Origin of the sequence: Aerococcus sp. HMSC23C02 (assembly GCF_001806805.1) — a bacterium.
Classification (GTDB): Bacteria; Bacillota; Bacilli; order Lactobacillales; family Aerococcaceae; genus Aerococcus; species Aerococcus sanguinicola.
In genome coordinates, this window is sequence record NZ_KV786047.1 from 5,008 (window position 1) to 9,867 (window position 4,860).

Below are 4,860 nucleotides of genomic sequence, written 5' to 3' on the forward strand. Positions count from 1 at the left end.
AGCAGCGTTGCTACCTTCTTCTCGCCTAGCGAGCCTCAAACGTTTCGTACGGCTAGCGCCTACGATACGTAATTCGCATCTAGTCGGGTTCAGGCTAGCAGAAATAGCTCCTCTTCACAAAGATCCGCCGAAGTCTTTCTGACTTCTCTGGATTTTGGCTCCAGAGGTCTATTTCTCTCGCTAGCCTTTACACCCTCGCCTTGCTTGTTCATGGCTAAGGGCCAACTTCAACGCTACACTACTGCTCAAAAAAAATCGGTATAGATTTTGATTGCTAATCACTAATATTAATAGTTAGAGAGCCAGTATGATCGTGTCTGAAGGGAGTTATGATGATGGAAGAAGAAAGTCGGGCTCAGGCCTTTATCGAAGCGGGGGAGCGGATTAGTTCGGCTGCGCGGATTAATTATGTGGATTTATTGGTGGACCATGCCCGGGGTGCCTTGGTCTATGATGCGGATGGTAAGGCTTATATTGACCTCTTAGCTAGCGCTTCAACAGCCAATGTCGGCCACTGCCATCCTAAAGTTGTGGCTGCTATTCAAAAGCAATCCGAACGTTTGCTTCATTATATTCCCTCCTATTCCTACCAGAGTCAGTTGGAAAGCTTGGCTGAGCGCTTGGTTGATCTGACACCAGGAGACTTCGAGAAGAAGGTTTCCTTCTCCACCTCGGGTTCGGAGGCCAATGAAGCCATGATTAAATTTGCCCGGGCTTATACTGGGCGTCCCTACCTGATTAGCTTCACGGGAGCCTATCACGGGTCGAGCTACGGGGCCATGACCCTGTCTGCCTGCAGCCTCAACATGCGGCGGAAGATGGGGCCCTTGCTGCCTGGCATCTACCACATGCCTTACCCTGACCCCTATCGCCGGCAAGCGGGGGAGAGCGATGACCAGCTCGCTGAGCGTTACCTGGACCAGATCCGCCTGGCCTTCGAGACCTACCTGGCCCCTGAAGAGGTCGCTTGCGTCTTGATCGAACCCATTCAGGGCGATGCGGGGATCGTTATCCCACCCCAGGCCTTCATCCAAGGCCTCTACGAGCTCTGCCAGGAATACGGCATTCTCTTCGCTGTGGATGAAATCAACCAAGGCTTGGGTCGAACCGGCAAGTTGTGGAGCATTGACCACTTCGGGGTTGTTCCTGACCTGATGGCAATCGGCAAGTCCCTAGCTTCGGGACTGCCCCTGTCTGCCTTAGTGGGCCGGTCTGACATTATGGAGAGCCTGGGCTCACCCGGCCACGCCTTCACCTCGGCCGGCAACCCCATCTGCACTGCCGCTGCCCTAGCCACCCTAGACGTTATCGAAGAGGAAAAGCTGGTCCAAAAATCTGCAACAAACGGCGCCTATGTCCAGGAAGCCTTCCAAAAGCTCCAGGCCAAGTATCCCCATATCATCGGCGACGTGCGCTGCCTAGGCCTCAACGCGGGCATTGAACTCGTAACGGACCCTGAGACCAAGGAAAGAGACAGCCAAGCTGCCAGCAAGATCATGACCTATCTCTTCGACCACGGTGTTCTCATGGTCACACTCATGGGCAATGTTCTCCGCTTCCAGCCGCCCCTCATGATCAGCCGCGACCTCCTCGACCAGGCCCTTGAGCGATTAGACCAAGCCTTTGCTGCTCTGGACCGGGGCGAGATCCAGGTGGCGGAAGATGTGGAATTGGGCTGGTAGGGGAACAAAATTATACTATAGGGAGTATAATTCTTAGATAATTTACTGAAAGATTTCTCAAAAAAACAAAACTTGCTTTTACTTGATTGAACTAAGAGACTTAAATGCAATCTATGAAAGAGAGATAGGGAAATTCGCTGTTTGCCCAATAATTTAGCTTTACTTCAAAATTCCTAGTGATCATCTAATGCTTTTTTTACCTGAGCAATCGCATAATTTTGTTTCATAAATTTCATCACATAAGGATTAATAAACAAAAAGCTAGTTCAGTATACGCTATGATTATTTAACAGTGTTTAGGACCCTAAATATTGAAATCACTAGCAAGGAGAAAGATGACATGATTAGATTGCTTGGAAGTAAGGACCGACGCCAGTTGACCTTAATTGATATCTTTAAGAATGAAGATGACTTATACCTCACTCATGGAGACCTTGCGGATCGATTATCATGTACTAATGCGACAATTAAAAGTGATTTAAAGGAAATACAAAATTTGTTTCCGGATGAAATTCAGGTCATCCAATCAGGGATCTGGGTGCATCTCGACTTTAAAAAAATGGTTGCTAGCAATTTTTATTTTAAAAAATATAGCAAAGAAGCTGTGACTTACCGCTTACTCTTTGAACTGATGAGTAACTCTTATACTTCTGTTGAAGAGCTCAGCCAGAAAATTTATGCTAGCCGCAGTTCGGTTTACCGGGCCATCAAACAAATTAATCACTTTTTTGAAGAGGCTCATTTAGAACTTGAACTTACAACCTCTCCTCTAAGTTTAGAAGGGAAAGAATTTATGGTTCGCTTATTTTATCCCTTTATTTTGATGCATTACTTGCCGGATACGGTTTGGCCCTTCCAATCAATTAGCCAGCAAGAAGCTTTTGAATTGTATGATACCTTGTCTTCTACCTCTCCTTATCTAAAGAGCTTTAGCTCAAATCCGCTCGTTTATTTACAGATCGGTGTTAACTTTGAACGTTTTGCTAACCACTTTGTTTTAGAGAAGTCAGAGTGGCCTATTACGACCCATGAATTGTCTGTATTGATGGTAAATTTAGATATTTTTACAGAGTTTCAGGCAAAAGGCAAGGCTTATCCCTTATTCGAACTTATCCCACAGATTACTCCAGGGATTATTTCGTCAGGAACCCTCTTGAATCGAACTTATTTAGAAGATAGCTTAAGGATTTCGCCGCGTATCAAACAATGCATCGAAAAATTTGAAGCTGATATGTACCAACTCAAGCGGGATTATCAACTGAAGAGCGCCCAAAAAGAAGATATTGAGCTGATTTCACTAACAATCTACAATTTATGTATTGCTATGGATAAGAAAGTAAATGTGATTTTGAATGATCCCATCACCCACCAGAGTAACCTAGTCTATGAGGTGGCTTGTATTAATCCAAACTTTGTTATCGATGTCCAGAGAATGATCAAAAATTTTATCGAGTCGCTCCATATCATGGAAGAGATTCCTGACCAAGTCCTTATTGGTTTTACCTTTTACTTTATAGTTATTTGGCCAGATACGATCTTAGAACTGAATAAAATTATCAAGATTGACCTTCTTCTTTATACAGGCAATTACCAATACGACCTGGAATATAAGGCAATTTTGGATCCGATTGTTCACAACTATGTGACGGTCCATGTTCACAATAAGGCCCTTAATTGGCAAGAAGTTCTGGAAGATAGTCCGTACAAAATTATTATGACAAGCTTTGATATCCCAAGCACGCCTGGTCGCTATATATTTAATATCAAATCCATGCCTGATGTGAATACCTTCCTGTGGATCTATGAAACGGTTAGAGAGATCAATGATTCCGATACTTCTAATATGTCGGGCATGCTCTTTACGCAATAAACTTAAACTGACTCTTTTGGGTCAGTTTTTTTAATGAGCTGTTTCACATCTTTACCTGATAAGCAGATAAAAAACAGAAGAAAACAATTCTTGCATTTATAATCAGATTAGCTTTTTAGAGAAAGGAGAAGTTTTCCACTCAAGAGCCCCTACAAATGATGCAAGCTAAGAAAGATTCCAATCTTTTCGTGGCCCTTAGGGTATGTGCCAGTCGAGTTTATCTAGCGAAAAGCCGATAAGACCTTTGCTTTATCGCTTTTTTGCTTTCAACTTACTAGCAACGTAGCTAATAGATACAGTGGAGATATATTTGATGATTTGTAAATAAGCCTGATGTATTAAGCTATAGGAAGGTAAGGTGTGATTTGGTTGGAAAAAATAATGCTAAAGTTCGAATGGAAAAGCAAAGTTATTATCTTAAACAATAATGTACTAATTAAATTTAAAGGATAAGACAATGAAAACGTTAAGATAACGACTTAAAACATAATTTTGTTATCTTCTTATAATGTACAAAAAATGTTTTAAAATGCTGATATAAAAAGAAAATATTGTCTTTTTTTTTTTTTTTTATACTCTGGACTTGTCTTAAATAATGTAGTTTTAACTAGGAGGAAATCTTTATGGTTGGAAAAAATAATACTAAGCTTAGAGAGGAAAAACAAAGTAATAAATTTTATCGTTATTCCATTAAACGATTAAATATTGGTGTAGCCTCTGTAGCAGTGGCAGCAGGTTTACTTTTTGCTGGAAACATGGCTGTTGTCCAAGCAGCGAGTATCCAAGAACAAGAAGGAATCGAAACTTCTGAAAACGTTATTCCAGAAGTGCCGGTAGGCTTACAAGAAAGAGAAAGTGCTGGAAACAATATTGAGTTAGAGAATTCAGAAAATGAACCAAGCTCTAATTCAATTCCAAACAATAGTGAACAATCAAATGCGGAAGTTAGTGATGAAAAGAATCGAGTAGATAATAATTCGTCAGAAGAGAAAAATGTATCGACTGATGATGCAAAAACTCCTGTGGAAGAAAATTCACAGGATAAACAATCTGAAGAATTAGCTGTCGATTCAAATAAAGAAAAAAATAAAGTCCAAAATATTGATAAACCTTCTAGCGAAAAATCTTCTGTAGCTGACTCTGAGGAGAAGTCTATCCCTGAAGATAATCAACAGAGAAATAGGCATCAAAATGGTGCTAAGAATGAAAACACGAGCGATAACAATCAACAAGCAGCGCTTGATCATTTCGCAAAAGAGCTGGCAGCTTCTGACAATCCCAAGCAGGTCTTACGTTCTAAATTAGCGG

At 41.6% G+C, this 4,860-nt stretch carries 3 protein-coding genes; all 3 read left to right on the forward strand.

What is annotated here, in order from left to right; genetic code table 11:
- The first annotated feature begins 335 nt into the window (after positions 1-335).
- Complete coding sequence (locus HMPREF3090_RS05910) at positions 336-1,682, forward strand: aspartate aminotransferase family protein (RefSeq protein ID WP_230080797.1); 1,347 nt, start codon at positions 336-338, stop codon at positions 1,680-1,682.
- Positions 1,683-2,022: 340 nt separating this feature from the next.
- On the forward strand, positions 2,023-3,552 hold the full coding sequence (locus HMPREF3090_RS05915) for a helix-turn-helix domain-containing protein (RefSeq protein ID WP_070486167.1): 1,530 nt from the start codon (positions 2,023-2,025) through the stop codon (positions 3,550-3,552).
- 623 nt (positions 3,553-4,175) lie between these two features.
- Positions 4,176-4,860 (forward strand): YSIRK-type signal peptide-containing protein (locus HMPREF3090_RS05920; RefSeq protein WP_148130133.1); only part of this gene is annotated, 685 nt, incomplete at its 3' end.

Bases quoted from the DNA above. Each gene is read 5' to 3' on its own strand.
- HMPREF3090_RS05910 (WP_230080797.1), top strand. From the start codon at position 336: ATGGAAGAAGAAAGTCGGGCTCAGGCCTTTATCGAAGCGGGGGAGCGG.
- HMPREF3090_RS05915 (WP_070486167.1), top strand. From the start codon at position 2,023: ATGATTAGATTGCTTGGAAGTAAGGACCGACGCCAGTTGACCTTAATT.